The sequence below is a fragment of the Bradyrhizobium sp. cir1 genome, assembly GCF_014198245.1.
In the GTDB taxonomy this organism is placed as follows: Bacteria; Pseudomonadota; Alphaproteobacteria; order Rhizobiales; family Xanthobacteraceae; genus Bradyrhizobium.
The window spans coordinates 336,597-355,402 of sequence record NZ_JACIHE010000002.1; the positions used below are offsets into that span (position 1 = coordinate 336,597).

Genomic DNA, 18,806 nt, shown 5'->3' on the forward strand with positions numbered 1-18,806 from the left:
CGAACCGCCGTCGAGTGGCGGAACAAGGGGTTACTTGATGCGCGCGTCCTATCTCTTCACCAGCGAGTCCGTGTCCGAGGGCCATCCCGACAAGGTCTGCGACCGGATCTCCGATGAAATCGTCGATCTGTTCTACCGCGAGGGGCCGAAGGCCGGTATCGATCCCTGGGCCATCCGCGCCGCCTGCGAGACGCTCGCGACCACCAACAAGGTCGTGATCGCGGGCGAGACCCGCGGCCCGAAGTCCGTCACCAACGAGCATATCGAGAGCGTCGTGCGCGGCGCGATCAAGGACATCGGCTACGAGCAGGAAGGCTTCCACTGGAAGACCTGCGACATCGAGATCCTGCTGCATCCGCAGTCGGCCGACATCGCCCAGGGCGTCGACGCGCTGCAGCCGGGCGAGGTCAAGGAAGAGGGCGCGGGCGACCAGGGCATCATGTTCGGCTACGCCACCAACGAGACCCCGGACCTGATGCCGGCGCCGATCTTCTACGCCCACAAGATCCTCCGCCTCATCTCCGAAGCCCGTCACTCCGGCAAGGAGAAGGTGCTCGGTCCGGACTCCAAGAGCCAGGTCACCGTGCAGTACGAGAACGGCAAGCCGGTCGGCGTGCGCGAGATCGTGGTCTCGCACCAGCACCTGGTTCCGGACCTCACCTCGAACCAGGTCCGCGAGATCGTCGAGCCCTATGTGCGCGAGGCGCTGCCGAAGGACTGGATCACGCCGAAGACCATCTGGCACATCAACCCGACCGGCAAGTTCTACATCGGCGGTCCCGACGGCGACTCCGGCCTGACCGGCCGCAAGATCATCGTGGACACCTATGGCGGCGCGGCCCCGCACGGCGGCGGCGCGTTCTCCGGCAAGGATCCGACCAAGGTCGACCGTTCGGCTGCCTATGCCGCGCGCTACGTCGCCAAGAACATTGTCGCAGCCGGTCTTGCCGACCGCTGCACGCTGCAGCTCGCCTACGCCATCGGCGTGGCGCGCCCGCTGTCGATCTACATCGACACCCACGGCACCGGTAAGGTGTCGGAGGACCAGCTCGAGAAGGCCGCCGCCAAGGCGATGGACCTCACCCCGCGTGGCATCCGCAGCCATCTCGACCTCAACCGCCCGATCTACGCGCGCACCTCGGCTTACGGCCATTTCGGTCGCACGCCCGACAACGAGGGCGGCTTCTCCTGGGAGAAGACCGATCTCGTCGAGCAGCTGAAGCGCGCGCTTTAGTGCTCTTACCTCGCCCCGCTTGCGGGGAGAGCGTAGGCCGCCTTCGGCGGCCGTACTTAAAGCAAACGCCGAAGCAAAGCTTCGGCTATGCGCGAAGCGGCGGGTGAGGGGAACTCTCCGCAAGCTCAGTGCTTGGATAGAGCCCCTCACCCATAGCCGATGCTCTGCATCGGCGTTCTACTAATACGGCGGCCGAAGGCCGCCTATGCCTCTCCCCGTAAGAACGGGGAGAGGGAGAATGGTGCCACATAGCGTTCAGCTTGCCTTGGTACTGACACGCCAGCCCTCACTGATTAGGAAACAGACATGAACGCGAAGCCCGGCTTCACTGATTATATCGTCAAGGACATTTCGCTCGCCGATTTCGGCCGCAAGGAGCTCTCGCTCGCCGAGACCGAGATGCCCGGCCTGATGGCCACCCGCGAGGAGTTCGGGCCGAAGCAGCCGCTGAAGGGCGCGCGCATCGCAGGCTCGCTGCACATGACGATCCAGACCGGCGTGCTGATCGAGACGCTGGCGGCACTCGGCGCCGACATCCGCTGGGTCTCCTGCAACATCTATTCGACGCAGGATCACGCCGCTGCTGCGATCGCGGCCGCCGGCATCCCCGTCTTCGCCGTCAAGGGCGAGACGCTGACCGAGTACTGGGACTACACCGCAAAGCTGTTCGACTGGCACGGCGGCGGTCACCCGAACATGATCCTCGACGACGGCGGTGACGCCACCATGTACGTCCATCTCGGTCTGCGCGCCGAGAACGGCGACACCGCCTTCCTCGACAAGCCCGGTTCAGAGGAAGAGGAAGTCTTCTTCGCGCTTCTGAAGAAGCAGCTCAAGGAAAAGCCGAAGGGCTACTTCGCCGAGATCGCCAAGAGCATCAAGGGCGTTTCCGAAGAGACCACCACGGGCGTGCATCGTCTCTATGACATGCAGAAGGCCGGCACGCTGCTGTGGCCGGCGATCAACGTCAACGACAGCGTCACCAAGTCGAAGTTCGACAACCTCTATGGCTGCCGTGAATCGCTGGTCGACGGCATCCGCCGCGGCACCGACGTGATGATGTCGGGCAAGGTCGCGATGGTCGCGGGCTTCGGCGACGTCGGCAAGGGTTCGGCGGCCTCGCTGCGCCAGGCCGGCTGCCGCGTGATGGTGTCGGAAGTCGATCCGATCTGCGCGCTGCAGGCCGCGATGGAAGGCTACGAGGTCGTGACCATGGAAGACGCCGCGCCCCGCGCCGACATCTTCGTCACCGCCACCGGCAACAAGGACATCATCACCATCGAGCACATGCGTGCGATGAAGGATCGCGCCATCGTCTGCAACATCGGCCACTTCGACAACGAGATCCAGATCGCGGGTCTGCGTAACCTGAAGTGGACCAACATCAAGCCGCAGGTCGACGAGATCGAGTTCCCCGACAAGCACCGCATCATCATGCTGTCTGAGGGGCGCCTCGTGAACCTCGGCAACGCGATGGGCCATCCGTCCTTCGTGATGTCGGCGTCCTTCACCAACCAGACGCTGGCGCAGATCGAGCTGTTCGCCAACAACAAGGACGGCAAGTACAAGAAGGAAGTCTACGTGCTGCCGAAGGCGCTCGACGAGAAGGTCGCGCGCCTGCACCTCGCCAAGATCGGCGTCAAGCTCACCGAGCTGCGCAAGGACCAGGCGGACTATATCGGCGTGAAGCAGGAAGGTCCGTACAAGTCGGATCACTACCGCTACTGAGCCATCGGTTCGACCGACCATCGATGCGAAGCCCCGGAGCGATCCGGGGCTTTGTTGTTTCGGCGCATGGAATTCAACTCGCTTTGCAGTTGCGGCACGGCCGATTGCCAATTGACGGCCAGCAGCGGCGGGCGGACAATCCTCCTCGGCGGAGGAAACCATGCAACAAGAACATTTCGACGTGCTCATCGTCGGTGCCGGGCTATCAGGCATCGGCGCGGGCTATCATTTGCAGACCAAGTGCCCGGCCAAGAGCTACGTCATCCTGGAGGGGCGCGATTGCATCGGCGGCACCTGGGATTTGTTTCGCTATCCCGGCATCCGGTCCGACAGCGACATGTTCACGCTGGGCTATTCGTTCAAGCCGTGGACAACACGCCGGAGTTCAAGGGCACGGCGGATTTCGCCGGCCGCATCGTGCATCCGCAGAAATGGACCGAGGACATCGACTATGCCGGTAAGCGCGTCGTCGTGATTGGCTCCGGCGCAACCGCGGTGACGCTGGTGCCGGAGCTCGCCAAGAAAGCGGCGCAGGTCACCATGCTGCAGCGCTCACCGACCTATGTGGTGTCGCGCCCTGCGCACGATCCTGTCGCCAACAAGCTGCGCCGCAATCTGCCGACGCAGCTTGCCTATCATCTGATCCGCTGGCGCAACGTGATGTGGGGGATGTTCTTCTTCCAGCTCAGCCGGCGCAGGCCTGCGAAGGTGAAGGACCTCATCCTCAAGGGCGTGCAGATGGCGCTCGGGCCCGACTATGACGTCGCCACCCATTTCACGCCACGCTACAATCCCTGGGACCAGCGTCTGTGCCTCGTGCCCGACGGCGATCTGTTCAAGGCGATCCGCGAGCAGAGGGCGTCCGTCGTCACCAGCGAGATCGACACGTTTACGCGCGACGGTATCCGCCTGAAGGACGGCCGCGAGCTTGCCGCCGACATCATCGTGACGGCGACGGGGCTGGTGCTCCAGGTCGTTGGCGGTCTCGAGGTCAGCGTCGACGGCCGCGCCGTCGATTTTGCCAAGGCGCTGACCTACAAGGGCATGATGTATGCCGACGTACCGAACATGGCCTCGGCCTTCGGTTACACCAATGCGTCCTGGACGCTGAAATGCGATCTCACCTGCGAATATGTCTGCCGGCTCATCAACTACATGGACCGGCATAATTTCCGGCAATGCATGCCGCACAATGACGACCCCGAAATCACCGCGCAGCCCTCGCTCGATTTCACCTCGGGCTACGTGCAGCGCTCGGTCGCCAAGATGCCGAAGCAGGGTTCGAAGCGGCCGTGGCGGCTGTACCAGAACTACGCGCTCGATATCGTCTCCCTGCGCTTCGGCCGGATCGACGACGGCGTGATGCAATACTCCTGACCTTGCTACGTAGGATACCGGGATAGCCTCGCGTTCCCTTGAGACGAATCGCGACTTGCGGTAGTATTTTTTGCGCTGCAAGAAGTTTATTTCCGACAGCGTCTGAGTTCCGCGTCGTTGCCGTCTTGAGGGGAGCGCGGGCATGCACGTCCTTGCCCTGGTTACGCAAAAAGGCGGAAGCGGCAAGAGTACGCTGTCCGTTGGACTGGCGGTGGCAGCAATGCAGCGCGCGGAACGCGTCGCTCTCATTGAGGCGGACGCGCAAGGCACGATCTCGAGATGGAATGAGCGCCGCGAGCATCCCTATCCTCGCGTCGAACGCGTTACCGATCCTGCCGAGATCGAACCGTTGATCGCGCGCCTGAGGGCCGAAGGTGTTTGGCTTGCCATCATCGACACAGCTGCCACGACCAACAGCCTGGCGATGCGCGTCATCGCCTGCGCCGATCTCTGTCTCATCCCGGCGCGCCCGAGCCCGGCCGATATCGAAGCCGCAATCCCTACACTGATCGCCATTCGCAGGCTCAACCGCCAATTTGCCTTCATCCTCAATCAGACGCCGACGCGGGGGTGCCGGTTGAGCGAAGCTGCCACATCGCTAAGCTCGCTCGGCGTGCTTGCGCTCCCGTTTATTGCGCAGCGTAACGATCACCAGGATGCGCTCGGAGCAGGGTTGGGCGTGACGGAGTTCGCACCGGCGGGCAAAGCTTCGGACGAAATTGTCAGTTTGTGGGGTTGGATCGCGGCGCACTTGGCCGAGTAGAGGGACGATTATGGGAAAGGCGCGCTCAAAGCTGCCGGCTGACGTTGCACGCGCCGGGCGTCGCTCGCTGCTGGAACTGGCGGCGGAAGTGAGCCGTGCGGTCGATGAGGGCTTGGCCATGCCGCCGGGCTCAGTCGCCGTCTTCCCCCAAGATGCGCCGCAGATCGTGCAAGAAGCGCCTGCTCCGATGACTGTTCCGGTACAAGAAGCGGCCAGCGTCATCGTTGCAAGACCTGAACCTCCGAGCAGTACCACCACTGATCTCATCGTGGACGTAGCCAAGGAGTATCAAGCCCGCGCTTTGGACGGCATGAGCGCTACGCTCAACTATGCCGATGACCTTGCAAAGTCACGGCTGGCCGGTGTGACATCAGAGGCCAATGGAACCGTCGTCGCGGAAAGCGATCTCATCGACGCGATTGGAACGGTAGCCGAGTGTCGTACCGTCGTGCTCGAACTGATGAAGGTCAATGCGGGCGCGACCTTGGAGTATGCGCGGGAGCTAGGCCGTGCAAAGACGCTGGCGGAGTTGGTTGAGCTGTCGGGCACGCATGCGCGAAAGCAATGTGAGTTAGTCCTGAAGCAAACCGAGTTGCTGAGATCGCTTGCTCAAAGCATGACAAAGCCCAGTGCCAGGTAATGCCGCTCGCCTGCCGTCATCGCGCTCAGGATCTGCGCAGGATGATCAGGGCGAGCCCGAGATCGATCGCCAGCGCAAGGACGACCGCGCCGCCACCGAGGCCGAACAGGACCAGATAGTCTCCGCCAGTCTGCGCATAGATCCAGGAGAAGCCGTACGCGGCGGCCGCCTGGAACAGTGCAAAGCTGGTGGTGGCACGGCTCCATGTCGCGCGCTGCTGTTCGGTCGAACGAGGTACGAGCTCGTGGATGCGTCCGAGCACCAACGGCACGATGCCCGGCGTGAAGCCGCCGACCACCACGCTCGACACGATCAGCGACAGCGGCGCGGTGCTGACGGTCGGCAGCAGCACCGCCGCTGCTTCGATCAGGAATGCCGCGCGCAGGGCGGGACCAAAGCCTGAGCGGTCGCCGAGATGGCCGGTGACGAGCGGGCCGACGATCGCGCCGAGGCCGTACAGCACCCAGTAGCGCGATCCCGCGGCAATGCCCTGGCCGAGCCCCCGCGCCACGAAATCGACGATGAAGACCATGTGCGGCACCAGCGCCACGGCATTGAGGCCGTACTGGACCAGCAGCGCACGGGTGGCCGTCGAACTGCGATGGTGCTTCCCTTGATGATGTGAAGGCGCAGCATCGGCCTTGGCTTCCACAGGCCAGTTCCACCAGCTCGCGAGCGTGAGCACGGCAGAAAGCATGCCGAGGCCGTACCAGCTCTGCTGCAAGCCTTGTTGCAGGAGCAGCGGCACCAGCGTGCCCGATGCGGCGACGCCGAGGCCGACGCCGGCAAAGATCACGCCGCCGACGATGCCGCGCCTTGCGGGCGATGTGTGCGGCAGAATGACGGACGCCGCCAGCACCATGATGATGCCGCCGGTAAGGCCCGACAGAAAGCGCCAGGCGAAGAACCAGGTGAACGACACCGGGGCCGAGCTCGCAAAGAAGGAGAGGGTGGCGAGCAGCATCATCGCCCGCAGCGCGCGGACTGCGCCGATCCGGCTGGCGATGGCGCGTGCCGCGAGCGCGCCGGCGAGATAGCCGGCAAGGTTCGCAGCACCGAGATAGACGACATCGGACGCGCTGAACCATTTTGCCGCGATCAGGGCCGGGATCAGCGGCGTATAGGAAAAGCGGGCGAGGCCGAGTCCGACCAGCGATGCGGACAAGCCCGCGACCGCATATCGCCAGGTTCTTTGTGAAGTTGATTGGGACTCTGAGCCCGGCCGCGTATGCGGCCGGGTCTCGACGTGTCGCTTTGTATCTGCGTCGGTCATGTCATCCTCCTGCGCGCGATGGCGCGCGGGGTCATCCTGTCTGGGCGGCGCGGCGGCGGCGGAATTCCTGCACGGGCAGGCCGCCCCAGCCCCAATTGTCGGTGTCGACTTCCTCGATCACGACGAAGGTGGACTCGAGCGGCTTGCCGAGCACGTCGCGCAGGAGTTCGCTCGAGCCCTTGATCAGCGCGGCCTTCTCCTCCGCCGTGAGCGACGCCGCACCCGGCGTCGTTCCCTCGCGGGTCACTTGAATGGTGACGATGGGCATCGTGGTTCTCCTCGGCTCAGTGGCCGGCACTCTGGCCGCCGTCGACATGCAGGATCTCGCCGGTGACGAAGGAGGCACGTTCGAGATAGAGCACGGCATCGACGATGTCGGACATCTCGCCCATGTGGCCCACGGGATGCATCGCGCCGTACTGCGCATGCGTCGCGACGGAGTGCATCGGCGACTTGATAATACCGGGCGACACCGCATTCACGCGGATGCCGCGCCTGGCGTATTCGATCGCAAGCGATCTGGTCGCGGCGTTCAGCCCGCCCTTGCTCAGCGAGGCCAGCACCGAGGGCACGTTCGAATTGGCGTGGTCGACCAGCGTGGTCGTGATCTGGACGACGTGGCCGGATCCCTGCTTCTCCATCTCGGCGATGGCGAGCTGCGTGATGTTGAAGAAGCCGGCGACATTGGTGCCCATCACCGCGGCATAGTCTTCGGCCGTGTACTGCGTGAACGGCTTGGCGACGAAGATGCCGGCGTTGTTGACCAGCGTGTCGACCCGGCCGAAGCGGGCGATCGCTTGCGACACCACGCGCTCGGCGGTGGATCGGTCGGCGATGTCGCCGGGAACGGCGAGAACGTCATCGTCGCCCGACGACTTGATGGAGCGCGCCGTTGCGACGACGCGATAGTTGCGATCGCGAAAACCCTGGACCAGGGCGGCGCCGATTCCCTGTGATGCACCGGTGATGATGGCGACCTTCTGCTCGATACCCATGACGGGCTCCTGTTGTTGGCTTGAAGACCTGCGCCAGCAGCGGCTGGCTTACGTGCTGAGGTACGCCGCAGCCGCCCGGCTGCGAATACACGTTGTCCGGCAGACTCCGTTACGCGGCGCGAACGAATGCCGGGTCGGCCTTTGGCGGCAGTTGTCGCGGCGCGGGGGAGCGCCTAGCCTGTCACGGGAATTTGACGGGGCGGAAGGAAGGCATGGATCGTCTGGATGCGATGAATGTGTTCGTGCTTGCGGTGGACGAGGGGAGCCTCGCAGCCGCAGGGCGCAAGCTCGGCCGCTCGCCGGCGGCGGTGAGCCGCGCCATCGCCTTCCTGGAAGAGCGGGTCGGCGCCGCGCTGCTGCACCGGACGACGCGCTCGATCAAGCTGAGCGAGGAGGGCGAGCGCTATGTCGCGATCTGTCGCCGCGTGCTTACCGAGCTGGAGGAGGCCGAGGACATCGCGGCCGGACCGCGCACGGCACCGCGCGGCCTGCTCACGATCACCGCCCCCGTGGTCTCGGGCGAGATGGTGCTGCGGCCGATCCTCGACGCATTCCTCGACGCCTATCCGACCGTGTCGGCCAAGCTGCTGCTGTTCGATCGTGCGGTCAACCTGATCGAGGAGGGCGTCGACGTCGCGCTTCGCATCGGTCCGCTGGCGGATTCGGCAATGGTGGCGATGCGGGTCGGCGGCATCAGCCGCGTCGTGGTGGCCGCTCCCCGTTACCTGAAACAGCATCCGCGCATCACCGAGCCGGGCGATCTCGCAAAACACCAGATCGTCGCGATGGCGCATCTGCCCAATTCCTGGACCTTTGCGCCGCAGGCGGGCGCATCGGCGCCGCGCACCGTGCAGTTCACCCCGCGGCTCGTCGTCAACAGCACCTATGCGGCAATGGCCTCCACCGTGGCCGGGCGCGGCGTGGCGCGGATGTATTCATACCAGGTGGCCGAGCAGGTCGCGCGCGGCGAACTCGAGATCGTGCTGGCGGACGATGAGGATCCGGAGATGCCCGCCCATCTCATTTGCCCGCAGGGCCGGCTATCGGTGTCCAAGGTGCGGGCCTTCACCGACTTCGCCGTGCCCCGGCTGAAGAAGCAGTTTGCGCTGCTGAAGAAGAGCATCAAGGCGCGCTGAGCCGCTTCGCGCCCAACAATGCGTTGTTTTGCGTATACGGCGGGTCGGTTGAATCGGCGATGGTTCCGAAACGGTTAACGCCGATTTAACGGATGAGTCTTAGCCTGTCTCGGCCGGGGTTACTCGCAAGGCCGAGGTGAGCCCAATGGAAGCCCAGAAGATCGCGGTCGACGCCGTCGTCGCGCTGACCGATTGCGACCGCGACGCCGTGATCGCGTTCATCCGCCGGCTCTATCTTGCCGGCGTCACCGACCCCAAGCGCCTGACCTTCAAGGGCCTGCAGGCGCTGTCGCGGGCCTGATTCGGCTCGTTTCGGCCAGTTTGGCCCCAGGTTCCACCCCCCTTGCTCTCTCCGGCGTGATTGCAGCCCACCGGTGAATATCTTGCCGCTCGGGCCGGTCCGGAGTAGATGACGTCCCCGGCTGGGTCACCTGGGAACTTGGGGAAATGCTGAAACAGCTTTTTGCGCCGCAACTTGTCATTTTGTATGTGCTTGCGGCCTCGACGATCTACGTTCACTTCCGCGGCAAGCAGCGGCTGCGCTTCGCGCGCCAGCTTGGTGACCACTCGACCTACCTCGCGCCCTATAACGTGCTGATGTACGCCGGCTCGGCCGTGCCGAACAAGCCGGTGATCTCGGTCGAGCAGTTTCCGGAGCTCAAACCCCTCAGCGAGAACTGGGAGACCATCCGCGACGAGGCCGTGCGCCTGTTCGACGAAGGCTTCATCCGCGCCGCCGCAAAGAACAATGACTGGGGCTTCTATTCGTTCTTCAAGAGCGGCTGGAAGCGGTTTTACCTGAAATGGTACGACGACTTCCTGCCGTCGGCGAACACGCTGTGCCCGAAGACGGTGGAGCTGCTCAAGTCGATCCCGAGCGTGCACGGCGCGATGTTCGCGATGCTGCCGCCGGGCGGCAAGCTCGGCGCGCACCGCGATCCCTTCGCCGGCTCGCTGCGCTATCACCTCGGCCTCGTCACGCCGAACTCGAACAAGTGCCGCATCCTCGTCGACGGCGTCGAATGCGTCTGGCGCGACGGCGAGGCCTTCATGTTCGACGAGACCTTCATCCACAGCGCGGAGAACGCGACCGACGTCAACCGCATCATCCTGTTCTGCGACGTCGAGCGTCCGATGAAGTTCGGCTTCATGACCGCGATCAACCGCTGGGTCAGCCATCACATCGTCAAGGCGTCGGCGACCCAGAACGTCGACGGCGAGAATGTCGGCGTGCTCAACAAGGTGTTCGGCAAGCTCTACGAGATCCATCTCGCCAGCCGCAAGGTCAAGGAGTGGAACCGCAACGTGTACTACGCGCTGAAATATTCGCTGACGGCGCTGATCCTCGGCCTCATCGTGCTGTCGGCGCTGCGGTGACCCGCCTGCTGCGCGAAGGACGCGGTCAGTATTGTCTAGTGACTGTGTTTGTGCCCTGCGGAGCTGTCAGGGTGTTGGTAGCCTCGTAGCTCTGCGTATCGCTGCATCTGGCTCTGATCGAGCAAAGCAGCGGTCGGCAGATGATACTTGAGGTGGCTCTCGCGGAGCTGGCCCTGAGTTTCGGAAATCGCTGCAATGCTTGTCTTGAGCGACTCAGATGTCACGGCACGGGAAGAGAACAAATCTTCCAGCGCCGTCTCTTGTTCGATGAGCTTGTTACCCAAAGGAACGGTCTCTTGTTTCATGGCGTCGAACAGCCGCTGAACCTGGACGCGCTGATCCGCGGTCAAGTCGAGGCGATCACCAAGCTCGAGAACGTGACTGGGACCGGGATATCCATGGAGTTCGGCGGCAAGAGCCAAACCCATACCGCGTCCGGCGCGAAGATCATCGACCTGCTGGTGTGACAGCGCCTTGATGGGGCGCTGCTCGAGGCCGGCATAGGGTTGGCTGGACTGCGCACTGGCAGCGCTGCAGGTGAGAACGAGTGAGACCGCAAGCAGAAGAAGGCGTCTCATGAATCTGGCTCCATTAAATCGACCCGGCCGATGCCGAAGCATCGGGCCCGGCTATGACCCGGTCTTGTCGCGATCGGTTGGTCTCGGAGTCCAAGACTTGCTGGATGGTTCGGCTCATGGCAACAAAGTTTCCCGTGATTGAGTAGCCGAATATGGAGCAGGCGATGGCCTCCTTGCCGACCGCTAATACCGAGACGACGGAGTACTTCCGGTCATGGCTGGACACCTTCGCGGGCTATGTCCGCGAGGTCGACTACGCCTCGGCGCGGCCGCTCTTCCATCCGGACGTGCTCGCCTTCGGCACGCATAACGACGTCATCCCCGGCCTCGATCAATGGGTCAAGACGCAATGGGACAATGTCTGGCCGAAGACGGCGGACTTCCGTTTCGTCCTCGATCAGACCTCGATCCTCGCATCTCGTGACGGCACGATGACGACCGTGATCGCGCCGTGGACGAGCACGGGCTATCACCCCGATGGCAGCGCATTTGCGCGGCCGGGCCGGGCGACGATGGTGTTTTCAAGAGATGGCGACGGCTGGCTGTGCGTGCATTCCCACATGTCGCTCAATCGCGGTGTGCCGCAGGCGAGCCATGCCAATCGGCCGGTGAAGGCCTGGTAGGTGCGACCGGAATGGAAAAGGCCCCGGGCATAATGTCCGGGGCCTTTTGATTTCGAGATGTGCCGCCGCCTATTCCGGCTGGCCGATGCTCACCTTCAGCGTGCCGACGCCGTCGACGCCGCATTCGAGCTTGTCGCCGGGCTGCAGCTGCGACACGCCGGCGGGCGTGCCCGTCATGATGATGTCGCCGGCGGCGAGCTTCACCTGCTGCGAGAGCTGCCAGATCGTCTCCGGCACGTTCCAGATCATCTGCTCGAGGTCGCCCGTCTGCGCTTCCTTGCCGTTGACGGTGAGCCAGATCCTGCCCTTGGAGGGATGGCCGATCTTCGAGGCCGGCTGCAATGCCGAGGCGGGCGCGGAGCCGTCGAACGACTTGCCGATCTCCCACGGGCGCTCCTTCTTGCGCGAGGCGATCTGGAGGTCGCGGCGGGTGAGGTCGATGCCGACGGCATAGCCGTAGACGTGGTCCAGCGCCTTGTCGGCGGGAATGTTGAGGCCGCCGCTCTTCAGCGCGACGATCAGCTCGACCTCGTGATGCAGGTCCTTGGTCAGCGGCGGATAGGGAATGGTGGCGCCGTCGGGCACCAGCATGTCGGCGTGCTTGGCGAAGAAGAACGGCGGGGCGCGCTCGTCATTGCCCATCTCGCGGATGTGTTCGAGATAGTTGCGGCCGACGCACCAGATGCGGCGCACGGGAAAACGGCCGCTCTCCCCGACGACGGGAAGCGAAGCCTGGGGCGGAAGCGGGATGACGTAGGAGGCGGCGTTCATGAAGCGGTCTCGCTGCTCTTGAGGTTGATAAGGAACTCTATGCGGTTGCGCTGACCGGCGCCAGAGCGACGGCGTCGTGATGTTGCAGGCGGAAGAAAGAAGCATAGCGCCCGCCGCGCCGCAGCAGCTCGTCGTGGCGGCCCTGCTCGACGATCTCGCCGCCCTCGACCACCAAAATGCTATCTGCGTGCATGATGGTGTGCAGGCGGTGCGCGATCACGATGGTGGTGCGGTTCTGGCAGAGATGCTCGATCGCCTCCTGCACCTGCCGCTCGGATTCGGAATCGAGCGCGGCGGTGGCTTCATCGAGCAGGATGATCGGCGCGTTCTTGAGCAGCGCGCGCGCCACGGCGATGCGCTGGCGCTGGCCGCCGGAGACCTGCGTGCCGTGCTCGCCGACCGGCGTGTCGTAGCCGAGCGGGAAGCCCATGATGAAATCATGCGCGCAGGCCGCCTTCGCCGCCTCGATGATCTCGTCCTCGCTCGCGCCCGGCTTGCCGAAGGCGATGTTGTTGCGGATGGTGTCGCGGAACAGATAGACGTCCTGGCCGACATAGGCGGTCTGTGTGCGCAGCGATTTGCGCGAGACCGAAGCGATCGACTGGCCGTCGATCACGATGTCGCCTTGCGCCACCTCGTGGAAGCGCAACAGCAGCGCCAGAACGGTCGACTTGCCGCCGCCGGAGGGGCCGACCAGCGCGGTGACCTTGCCGGGCTCGGCGACGAAGCTCATGCGGTTGAGCACGGTCTCATTGGCGCGATAGGAGAAGCTGACGTCGCGCAGCTCGATCCGGGCGTCAGAGAGCTTCAGCGCCGGCTTGTCATCATCGGAATGCTCACTGGCGGGACTGTCGACGACCTCGAGCAACATACGCGCGCCGACGAGCTGGCTGTTGAGGTCGATGTTGAGCCGCGCCAGCCGCTTGGCCGGCTCGGTCGCCATCAGGAACGCGGTCATGAAGGAGAAGAATGCGCCGGGCGTGGCGTTGAGCGCAACCACGCTGTAGCCGCCATAAAGCAAACAGCCGGCAACGGCGAAGCCGCCGAGCATCTCCATCAGCGGGTTGGAGCGGTTGGCGACGCGGGCCATCTTGTTGGCGTTGCGCTCGACGATCGCGATGTTCTCGTCGATGCGCTTCTGCATGGTGTCTTCGAGCGTGAACGCCTTGACGGTGCGGATGCCCTGCAGCGATTCCTGCATCGTCTCCATGATGTCGGCGGTGCCGGTGAACTGGTTGAAGGCGAGGCCTTTGATGCGCTTGACCAGCTTGCGCAGCACCAGCATCGCCGGCGGCACCGCGACGAGGCCGATGAACGACATCAGCGGATCCTGCCACACCATCACGCCGATCATGGCGAGCAGCATGAGCAAGTCGCGCCCGATGGCGTTGACCAGCATGTTGAGCACGTCGGTAATGGATTTTGCGCCGGCCGTCAGCCGCGCCAGGAATTCGGAGGAGTGCCGCTCGGAGAAGAAGCCGACGCTTTCGCGCATCAGCTTGGCGAACAGCTGGCGCTGGTTGGTGGCAAGGATCGCGTTACTGATCTTGGTCAGGATCACCATGTGGCCGTAGGTCGCCACGCCCTTGATGAAGAGCAGGATCACTGTGATGCCTGAGAACATCGCGATGCCCGGTATGTTCTTGTCGACATAGGCCTGGTTGATGACCTGGCCGAGCACATAGGTCGCGCCCGCGGTCGATCCGGCGGCAAGCGCCATCAGCGCGAAGGCGACGAGATAGCGCCGCCAGTAGACGATGCCCTGTTCGGTGACCAGGCGGCGGATCAGGACCGCTGCCGCGTAGGGATCGTCGGTGATTTTCTTTGGAAACTGGGCCATCCGTAGTCCATTGACGGCGCAGGGAAGCCTGCCCGCGCGTCAGGGATCGAATGGCCTCTGTGCCCGCTCAAGCGGGGTTTTTCAAGCCCAATTAAGGGCTTGCGTCCGGACGGAATCTAGGCCGAGACGGCCTGGCGGAGCTCGCCATGGCGCTCGCGGAACAGCTTGTCCTCCCAGGCCAGCGCGTGGGCTGCGATGGTCTCGAGGTCGTCATATTGCGGCTTCCAGTCGAGCAGGCCGCGGATGCGGCTGGTGTCGGCGACCATGGTCATGATGTCGCCGGGCCGGCGCGGGGCGTACTGGACGGCGAAGCTGCGCCCGGACACCCGGCGCACCGCGTCGATGGTCTCCAGCACCGAATAGCCGCGGCCATAGCCGCAATTCAGCGTCGTCGAGGCGCCGCCGTTGCGCAGGTAAGCGAGCGCCGAGCGATGGGCCTGCGACAGGTCCGTGACGTGGATGAAGTCGCGGATGCAACTGCCGTCCTGGGTCGGATAGTCGATGCCGAACACATCGATCTTGGCACGCTGTCCGGTTGCGGCCTCCACCGCGATCTTGAGCAGATGCGTGGCGCCGACGGTGGCAAGCCCGATGCGCGCCTGCGGATCGGCGCCGGCGACGTTGAAGTAACGCAGGGTCACGTACTGCATGCCGTAGGCGGCGGCGACGTCGTGCAGCATGATCTCGGTCATCAGCTTCGACGAGCCGTAAGGCGACAGCGGCCGCGTCGGCGCGTGCTCGGGCACCGGCACCTGGTCCGGATTGCCGTAGACCGCCGCGGTCGAGGAGAAGATGAAGCGGCCAATGCCGCGCTTCACGGCGACGCTGAGCAGGTTGCGTGCGGTGACGAAATTGTTGCGGTAATAGCCGAGCGGATCGCGCATCGAATCCGGCACGACCACCGAACCCGCGAAATGGATGATGCTCTCGATGTTGTGCTGGGCGATCACGCCTTCGAGCAGGTTCTCGTCGCCGGCGTCCCCGATGAACAGCGGCACGCCTTCCGGCAAGTACGCCGAGAAACCGGTGGAGAGATCGTCGATCACGACGACGTCCTCGCCGGCTTCCGCCAGCGCCAGGACCGTATGACTTCCGATATAACCGGCGCCGCCGGTGACTAGCACAGTCATGGTCTCACCCGTCTTCGATCAACGCGCAAGGCTAGCGCTTGCGTGGTGAAGAGGGGGTATCGGCGGTCCTGAACTGGTCACTATGCTTAATGTTGCGTATAGGGACCTTTCGAAACGGAGCATGACGTGGCGAATTCTGAGGGCGATCTCGAGGTGATCGTGCCAAATCTGCACAGGCGCTATTCCGGGGTCACCGCGACCAACCGGATGGTGGCGCCGCGGCTGGCGAAACTGTATCGCGCCGCCTGGTTCGGCTCGGACGCGCCGGAAGGGATCGCGCGCTTGAGGACTGGCGATCTGCTGAGACTATGGCGTCGCAGGGCGCCGCTGATCTGGCACGCGCGCCGCAACAACGAGATGATCGCGGGCGTCGTGCTGCGCGCGCTCGGCTGGCCGCTGAAGCTCGTGTTCACCTCGGCGGCGCAGCGGCATCACAGCTGGATCACGCGCTGGCTGATCCGGCGCATGGACGCGATCATCGCGACGAGTGACATCTCGGCCTCGTTCCTGAAGGTGAAGGCGACGGTGATTCCGCACGGCGTCGACACCGACGTCTACGCGCCGCCGGCGGACCGCGCTGCGGCCTTCGCGGAAGCCGCGCTGCCGGGCCGCTACGCCATCGGCTGCTTCGGCCGCGTGCGCGCGCAGAAGGGCACCGATGTGTTCGTCGATGCGATGTGCCGCCTGCTGCCGCGCTATCCCGATTTCACCGGCGTCATCGTCGGCCAGGTCACGCCCGAGCAGGTGCCCTTCGCCAATGACCTGAAGAAACGCATCGAAACTGCCGGCCTGCAAGCGCGCATCGTCATCACCGGCGAGCTGCCGATCGAAGCGGTGCAGCGCTGGTATCAGCGCTTGACGATCTACGCCTTCACCTCACGCAACGAAGGCTTCGGACTGACGCTGATCGAGGCGATGGCGGCCGGCAGCGCGCTCGTCGCCGCGCGCGCCGGCGCGGCCGAGCTCGTGGTGGAGGATGGTGTCACCGGCGTGCTGATCCCGACGGGCGATGCCGATGCGCTCGCGGCTGCGGTCGAGCCGCTGATGCATGACGTGGCTGCGGCGACTGCGATGGGCGAGCGCGGGCGGGCGCGGGTGCTGGCCAAGTTCAGCCTGGATGCCGAAGCTGCTCGGATCGGCGACGTCTATAGGCCCTTGCTTTGAGCTGCCGCTTCGCGACAGCGGACGAAAAGCGAGAAAACAACCCCATGCACAGTAGCCGAGAGAAGTTGAATCAACGAGCTGCGCGACGGTGAGGCGTTTCTGCGGATTTTTCGAAATTTATTTGACTCGTCGGGCAAAACATCACTAGACTTTCACCATCGCAAAAATCGTCAGCCGCCTATCCGCCCACTTTCCAGCGGCCGGGCTCCAAGTATTTGTTCCCGCATTGGGAATTTGGATTGATCCCATTTTGGGAACATGCTATGGCAGCCAAAAAAGCACTCAAGGCTTTTTGGGGCCGATACCCCAAGTCGGAGACGCCGCTGGGGACTTGGTATGAAATCGTTTCAAAGGGGGACTGGAGTGGTCCAGCAGATCTGAAGAGGGCGTTTGGAAACAACGTGGACTTCGTTGGCGACAACAGAGCCATCTTCGACATCGGCGGCAACAAGTATCGCCTCGTGGTTCATTTCTCCTACAAGTTCAAAACAGCACTCATCAAGTTTGTCGGCACGCACGACGAGTATGACGGAATAGACGCGGAGACTGTGTGATGATGGACGTGAAGCCTCTTCACAACGAACAGGATTACGACTGGGCGATCCGCGAGGTGTCCCGCTATTTCGAGGCCGAGCCGACTCCTGGCACGCCCGATGGTGATCGCTTCGAAGTTCTGTCGTCGCTCATCAAAGTGTACGAAGACAATCACTACGCGATCACCCAGGGTGATCCAGTCGATGTCCTGCAGTTCGCCATCGAGTCGATGGGGCGCTCGCAGGCAGAATTGGCGGCTCTGATCGGACGCAATCGGGCATCCGAGATTTTGAATCGCGTTCGTCCACTGACATTGGAAATGATCCGCACCATCAGCAAGGAATGGAGCATTCCAATCGGTGCTCTGACAGCTCCATATGAGGTGGGACGTGCGTCTGCCTGATCCGAGAAGTCCCGCGTCTGTGGGGCTTTTTGAACTAGCGCTTCCCAGCTTCCCCCAGCACCCTCTCCGCAATCCCCACCACCTCGCTCGCTGCAATGTCCCGCATGCAGCGGTGGTCGTTCATCTTGCAGATCGTGCTCTGGCAGGGCTGGCATGACAGCACGCTCTTGTCCTGCACCACTGTTGCCGCCAGGCCGTTCAACGGGGCCCAGAGATAGGGGCTGGTCGGGCCGAAGATGCCCATGGTGGGCGTGCCGAGGGCGGCCGCGATATGCATCAGGCCGGAATCGTTGGAGATGGCGACGCCTGCCGCCGCCATGGCCAGCACGCCGTTGCGCAGATCGTTGCCGGTGAGGTCCCGCACCCCCGGGCCGCCAGCGGTCCCCGGACCGCCGGCCGCGACGATCTCCTGGGCGAGGCCCTTTTCGGCGGGGCCGCCGACCACCCAGACCTCGAGGCCGCGCTCGACCAGCAGGCGGGCGGCTTCCGGATAATAGGTCCAGCGCTTGGAGACGCCGACCGAGCCGGGGGCCAGCGCCACGGCGGCGCCGGCGCTGAGGCCGCTCGCCTGCCGCCAGCGCACGATCTCCTCGGCCGGAACCCGTAATTGCGGCACCGGCCATTCCGGGGGCAGGGGCGCACCGTCGGGCTGGGCGAGGGCGGCGTTCTTGTCGATGAAGCGCGGCAGCTTCTTCTCGCCCCAGCGCCAGTGGTTGAGCAGCCCGAACCGGAACTCGCCGACGAAGCCGACCCGTTCGGGGATACCGGCCAGCGCCGGCGCGATGGCCGCCTTCCAGGTCCGGGGCAGCACCAGGGCGGTGCCGTAGTTCCGCTCGCGCAGGAGTTTTGCTAGGCCGAGCTGGCGGCCCACGGCCAGCCGGCTGCGCGGCAGGTCCCAGACGATCCCCTGCCGGACGCCGGGCATGTAGTCGACCAGCGGGGCGCACAGGGACGTGGTCAGCAGATCGACCGGCCGGTTCGGACAGCGCTCCTTCAGGACCCGCACCACGGTGTGATTCCGGACGAAATCGCCGATCCACATGTAGGGAATGATCAGGATCGGACGGGTGTCGTCCTGATCTGCATATCCACTAAGTTGCGAATCGTGGTTCATTTGTTAATAGGGCCGAAGGCGACTGATAAGGCGGTTCGGTTAGCCGCTCCGGGCCGGAACGTAAAGCAGGGAGAGCGCGAGTCCAAAAGCGCGTGCCCAAAATGCTTACACTTTGGCAGATGATGC

General features: G+C 64.1%; 19 protein-coding genes and 1 pseudogene. 12 read left to right on the plus strand and 8 right to left on the minus strand.

The window, feature by feature from the left end; all coding sequences use genetic code 11:
- Positions 1–37 precede the first annotated feature (37 nt).
- The 5 genes and pseudogenes from metK to GGD63_RS06075 all read left to right on the plus strand — a co-directional run bounded on the left by metK (position 38) and on the right by GGD63_RS06075 (position 5,742).
- Positions 38–1,234, plus strand: coding sequence for a methionine adenosyltransferase (metK, locus tag GGD63_RS06055; RefSeq protein WP_183239992.1), 1,197 nt, complete (start codon positions 38–40; stop codon positions 1,232–1,234).
- 306 nt (positions 1,235–1,540) lie between these two features.
- Complete coding sequence (gene ahcY / locus GGD63_RS06060) at positions 1,541–2,962, plus strand: adenosylhomocysteinase (RefSeq protein ID WP_183239994.1); 1,422 nt, start codon at positions 1,541–1,543, stop codon at positions 2,960–2,962.
- A 160-nt stretch (positions 2,963–3,122) separates the two neighbouring features.
- A pseudogene (locus GGD63_RS06065) lies at positions 3,123–4,339 on the plus strand (flavin-containing monooxygenase).
- 142 nt (positions 4,340–4,481) lie between these two features.
- The gene (locus tag GGD63_RS06070; RefSeq protein WP_183239995.1) at positions 4,482–5,102 is read left to right on the plus strand and encodes a ParA family protein; all 621 of its coding nucleotides are present in this window, start codon (positions 4,482–4,484) and stop codon (positions 5,100–5,102) included.
- A gap of 10 nt (positions 5,103–5,112) precedes the next feature.
- On the plus strand, positions 5,113–5,742 hold the full coding sequence (locus tag GGD63_RS06075) for a phasin family protein (protein ID WP_183239997.1): 630 nt from the start codon (positions 5,113–5,115) through the stop codon (positions 5,740–5,742).
- A gap of 25 nt (positions 5,743–5,767) precedes the next feature.
- On the opposite strand, the gene GGD63_RS06080 is transcribed toward GGD63_RS06075, so the two are convergent.
- Genes GGD63_RS06080 through GGD63_RS06090 form a run of 3 tightly spaced genes read right to left on the minus strand, consistent with a single transcriptional unit; the run spans position 5,768 to position 8,010 of the window.
- The gene (locus tag GGD63_RS06080) at positions 5,768–7,015 is read right to left on the minus strand and encodes an MFS transporter (protein ID WP_183239999.1); all 1,248 of its coding nucleotides are present in this window, start codon (positions 7,013–7,015) and stop codon (positions 5,768–5,770) included.
- A gap of 31 nt (positions 7,016–7,046) precedes the next feature.
- Complete coding sequence (locus GGD63_RS06085) at positions 7,047–7,283, minus strand: 4-oxalocrotonate tautomerase family protein (protein WP_183240000.1); 237 nt, start codon at positions 7,281–7,283, stop codon at positions 7,047–7,049.
- Between the two features lie 16 nt (positions 7,284–7,299).
- Complete coding sequence (locus tag GGD63_RS06090) at positions 7,300–8,010, minus strand: SDR family NAD(P)-dependent oxidoreductase (RefSeq protein ID WP_183240002.1); 711 nt, start codon at positions 8,008–8,010, stop codon at positions 7,300–7,302.
- A 212-nt stretch (positions 8,011–8,222) separates the two neighbouring features.
- On the opposite strand from GGD63_RS06090, the gene GGD63_RS06095 reads away from it, so the two are divergent.
- The 3 genes from GGD63_RS06095 (at position 8,223) to GGD63_RS06105 (ending at position 10,523) form a co-directional block, all read left to right on the plus strand.
- The gene (locus GGD63_RS06095; RefSeq protein ID WP_183240004.1) at positions 8,223–9,146 is read left to right on the plus strand and encodes a LysR family transcriptional regulator; all 924 of its coding nucleotides are present in this window, start codon (positions 8,223–8,225) and stop codon (positions 9,144–9,146) included.
- Between the two features lie 145 nt (positions 9,147–9,291).
- Complete coding sequence (locus GGD63_RS06100; RefSeq protein ID WP_014493894.1) at positions 9,292–9,447, plus strand: hypothetical protein; 156 nt, start codon at positions 9,292–9,294, stop codon at positions 9,445–9,447.
- Between the two features lie 146 nt (positions 9,448–9,593).
- Positions 9,594–10,523 (plus strand): aspartyl/asparaginyl beta-hydroxylase domain-containing protein, encoded by a 930-nt coding sequence (locus GGD63_RS06105; protein WP_183240005.1) that lies wholly within the window; start codon positions 9,594–9,596, stop codon positions 10,521–10,523.
- 35 nt (positions 10,524–10,558) lie between these two features.
- Here GGD63_RS06105 and GGD63_RS06110 read toward each other — a convergent pair whose 3' ends face one another.
- Positions 10,559–11,101: a Spy/CpxP family protein refolding chaperone gene (locus GGD63_RS06110; RefSeq protein ID WP_183240007.1), complete on the minus strand. Its 543-nt coding sequence runs from the start codon at positions 11,099–11,101 to the stop codon at positions 10,559–10,561.
- A 164-nt stretch (positions 11,102–11,265) separates the two neighbouring features.
- Here GGD63_RS06110 and GGD63_RS06115 point away from each other — a divergent pair, with 164 nt between their 5' ends.
- Positions 11,266–11,724, plus strand: coding sequence for a nuclear transport factor 2 family protein (locus tag GGD63_RS06115; RefSeq protein WP_183240009.1), 459 nt, complete (start codon positions 11,266–11,268; stop codon positions 11,722–11,724).
- Positions 11,725–11,793: 69 nt separating this feature from the next.
- Here the strand turns inward: GGD63_RS06115 and GGD63_RS06120 are convergent, their stop codons facing one another.
- The 3 genes from GGD63_RS06120 to galE form a co-directional block, all read right to left on the minus strand.
- The gene (locus GGD63_RS06120; RefSeq protein ID WP_143840864.1) at positions 11,794–12,495 is read right to left on the minus strand and encodes a fumarylacetoacetate hydrolase family protein; all 702 of its coding nucleotides are present in this window, start codon (positions 12,493–12,495) and stop codon (positions 11,794–11,796) included.
- Between the two features lie 37 nt (positions 12,496–12,532).
- Positions 12,533–14,335, minus strand: coding sequence for an ABC transporter ATP-binding protein (locus tag GGD63_RS06125; RefSeq protein ID WP_183240010.1), 1,803 nt, complete (start codon positions 14,333–14,335; stop codon positions 12,533–12,535).
- A gap of 116 nt (positions 14,336–14,451) precedes the next feature.
- Positions 14,452–15,465 carry a UDP-glucose 4-epimerase GalE gene (galE, locus tag GGD63_RS06130; protein ID WP_183240012.1) on the minus strand — a complete coding sequence of 338 codons (1,014 nt, stop codon included), beginning with the start codon at positions 15,463–15,465 and terminating at the stop codon, positions 14,452–14,454.
- 126 nt (positions 15,466–15,591) lie between these two features.
- Between galE and GGD63_RS06135 the strand changes: the two genes are divergently transcribed.
- The 3 genes from GGD63_RS06135 to GGD63_RS06145 all read left to right on the plus strand — a co-directional run bounded on the left by GGD63_RS06135 (position 15,592) and on the right by GGD63_RS06145 (position 17,566).
- Positions 15,592–16,629 carry a glycosyltransferase family 4 protein gene (locus tag GGD63_RS06135; protein ID WP_183240014.1) on the plus strand — a complete coding sequence of 346 codons (1,038 nt, stop codon included), beginning with the start codon at positions 15,592–15,594 and terminating at the stop codon, positions 16,627–16,629.
- A 263-nt stretch (positions 16,630–16,892) separates the two neighbouring features.
- Positions 16,893–17,183: a type II toxin-antitoxin system HigB family toxin gene (locus tag GGD63_RS06140; protein ID WP_183240016.1), complete on the plus strand. Its 291-nt coding sequence runs from the start codon at positions 16,893–16,895 to the stop codon at positions 17,181–17,183.
- Positions 17,183–17,566: a type II toxin-antitoxin system HigA family antitoxin gene (locus GGD63_RS06145; protein WP_210315662.1), complete on the plus strand. Its 384-nt coding sequence runs from the start codon at positions 17,183–17,185 to the stop codon at positions 17,564–17,566. Before GGD63_RS06140 ends, GGD63_RS06145 begins: the two co-directional genes overlap by 1 nt.
- A 34-nt stretch (positions 17,567–17,600) precedes the next feature.
- Here the strand turns inward: GGD63_RS06145 and waaF are convergent, their stop codons facing one another.
- Positions 17,601–18,680 (minus strand): lipopolysaccharide heptosyltransferase II, encoded by a 1,080-nt coding sequence (waaF, locus tag GGD63_RS06150; RefSeq protein ID WP_183240017.1) that lies wholly within the window; start codon positions 18,678–18,680, stop codon positions 17,601–17,603.
- Between the last annotated feature and the right edge of the window lie 126 nt (positions 18,681–18,806).

Coding starts and splice junctions, on each gene's coding strand:
- metK (WP_183239992.1), top strand. CDS start 38: ATGCGCGCGTCCTATCTCTTCACCAGCGAGTCCGTGTCCGAGGGCCAT.
- ahcY (WP_183239994.1), top strand. CDS start 1,541: ATGAACGCGAAGCCCGGCTTCACTGATTATATCGTCAAGGACATTTCG.
- GGD63_RS06070 (WP_183239995.1), top strand. CDS start 4,482: ATGCACGTCCTTGCCCTGGTTACGCAAAAAGGCGGAAGCGGCAAGAGT.
- GGD63_RS06075 (WP_183239997.1), top strand. CDS start 5,113: ATGGGAAAGGCGCGCTCAAAGCTGCCGGCTGACGTTGCACGCGCCGGG.
- GGD63_RS06080 (WP_183239999.1), bottom strand. CDS start 7,015: ATGACCGACGCAGATACAAAGCGACACGTCGAGACCCGGCCGCATACG.
- GGD63_RS06085 (WP_183240000.1), bottom strand. CDS start 7,283: ATGCCCATCGTCACCATTCAAGTGACCCGCGAGGGAACGACGCCGGGT.
- GGD63_RS06090 (WP_183240002.1), bottom strand. CDS start 8,010: ATGGGTATCGAGCAGAAGGTCGCCATCATCACCGGTGCATCACAGGGA.
- GGD63_RS06095 (WP_183240004.1), top strand. CDS start 8,223: ATGGATCGTCTGGATGCGATGAATGTGTTCGTGCTTGCGGTGGACGAG.
- GGD63_RS06100 (WP_014493894.1), top strand. CDS start 9,292: ATGGAAGCCCAGAAGATCGCGGTCGACGCCGTCGTCGCGCTGACCGAT.
- GGD63_RS06105 (WP_183240005.1), top strand. CDS start 9,594: ATGCTGAAACAGCTTTTTGCGCCGCAACTTGTCATTTTGTATGTGCTT.
- GGD63_RS06110 (WP_183240007.1), bottom strand. CDS start 11,101: ATGAGACGCCTTCTTCTGCTTGCGGTCTCACTCGTTCTCACCTGCAGC.
- GGD63_RS06115 (WP_183240009.1), top strand. CDS start 11,266: ATGGCCTCCTTGCCGACCGCTAATACCGAGACGACGGAGTACTTCCGG.
- GGD63_RS06120 (WP_143840864.1), bottom strand. CDS start 12,495: ATGAACGCCGCCTCCTACGTCATCCCGCTTCCGCCCCAGGCTTCGCTT.
- GGD63_RS06125 (WP_183240010.1), bottom strand. CDS start 14,335: ATGGCCCAGTTTCCAAAGAAAATCACCGACGATCCCTACGCGGCAGCG.
- galE (WP_183240012.1), bottom strand. CDS start 15,465: ATGACTGTGCTAGTCACCGGCGGCGCCGGTTATATCGGAAGTCATACG.
- GGD63_RS06140 (WP_183240016.1), top strand. CDS start 16,893: ATGGCAGCCAAAAAAGCACTCAAGGCTTTTTGGGGCCGATACCCCAAG.
- GGD63_RS06145 (WP_210315662.1), top strand. CDS start 17,183: ATGATGGACGTGAAGCCTCTTCACAACGAACAGGATTACGACTGGGCG.
- waaF (WP_183240017.1), bottom strand. CDS start 18,680: ATGAACCACGATTCGCAACTTAGTGGATATGCAGATCAGGACGACACC.